This is a genomic window from Tatumella sp. JGM91, assembly GCF_018257575.1.
GTDB classification, from domain to species: domain Bacteria; phylum Pseudomonadota; class Gammaproteobacteria; order Enterobacterales; family Enterobacteriaceae; genus Tatumella; species Tatumella punctata.
On the sequence record NZ_JAERJP010000012.1, the window covers coordinates 1 to 1,388 of the forward strand.

1 rRNA gene (running past one end of the window) is annotated in these 1,388 nt (G+C 53.2%); it reads right to left on the minus strand.

Annotation, left to right across the window (positions count from 1 at the left end):
- Window positions 1–21: 21 nt before the first annotated feature.
- A 23S ribosomal RNA gene (locus JK198_RS09745) occupies window positions 22–1,388 on the minus strand; it runs 1,603 nt beyond the window's last position.

The window sequence follows — 1,388 nt, forward strand, 5'->3', positions numbered from 1 at the left end:
GCAAAACGCCTCTGGCGTTGTAAGGTTAAGCCTCACGGGTCATTAGTACCGGTTAGCTCAATGCATCGCTGCACTTACACATCCGGCCTATCAACGTCGTAGTCTTCAACGTCCCTTCAGGACTCTCAAGGAGTCAGGGAGAACTCATCTCGGGGCAAGTTTCGTGCTTAGATGCTTTCAGCACTTATCTTTTCCGCACTTAGCTACCGGGCAATGCCATTGGCATGACAACCCGAACACCAGTGGTGCGTTCACTCCGGTCCTCTCGTACTAGGAGCAACCCCCCTCAATTCTCCAGCGCCCACGGCAGATAGGGACCGAACTGTCTCACGACGTTCTAAACCCAGCTCGCGTACCACTTTAAACGGCGAACAGCCGTACCCTTGGGACCTACTTCAGCCCCAGGATGTGATGAGCCGACATCGAGGTGCCAAACACCGCCGTCGATATGAACTCTTGGGCGGTATCAGCCTGTTATCCCCGGAGTACCTTTTATCCGTTGAGCGATGGCCCTTCCATTCAGAACCACCGGATCACTAAGACCTGCTTTCGCACCTGCTCGAACCGTCACTCTCGCAGTCAAGCTAGCTTATGCCTTTGCACTAACCTCACGATGTCCGACCGTGATTAGCTAACCTTCGTGCTCCTCCGTTACTCTTTGGGAGGAGACCGCCCCAGTCAAACTACCCACCAGACACTGTCCGCAACCCGGATTACGGGTCTACGTTAGACTATCAAACATTAAAGGGTGGTATTTCAAGGTTGGCTCCGTACGAACTGGCGTCCGTACTTCAAAGCCTCCCACCTATCCTGCACATCAAGGCTCAATAGTCAGTGTCAAGCTATAGTAAAGGTTCACGGGGTCTTTCCGTCTTGCCGCGGGTACACTGCATCTTCACAGCGATTTCAATTTCACTGAGTCTCGGGTGGAGACAGCCTGGCCATCATTACGCCATTCGTGCAGGTCGGAACTTACCCGACAAGGAATTTCGCTACCTTAGGACCGTTATAGTTACGGCCGCCGTTTACCGGGGCTTCGATCAAGAGCTTCTCCTTGCGGATAACCCCATCAATTAACCTTCCGGCACCGGGCAGGCGTCACACCGTATACGTCCACTTTCGTGTTTGCACAGTGCTGTGTTTTTAATAAACAGTTGCAGCCAGCTGGTATCTTCGACTGGCTTCAGCTCCGGGAGCAAGTCCCTTCACCTACGCGCCAGCGTGCCTTCTCCCGAAGTTACGGCACCATTTTGCCTAGTTCCTTCACCCGAGTTCTCTCAAGCGCCTTGGTATTCTCTACCTGACCACCTGTGTCGGTTTGGGGTACGATTTCGTGTTACCTGGAGCTTAGAGGCTTTTCCCGGAAGCAGGGCATTTGTCACTTCAGT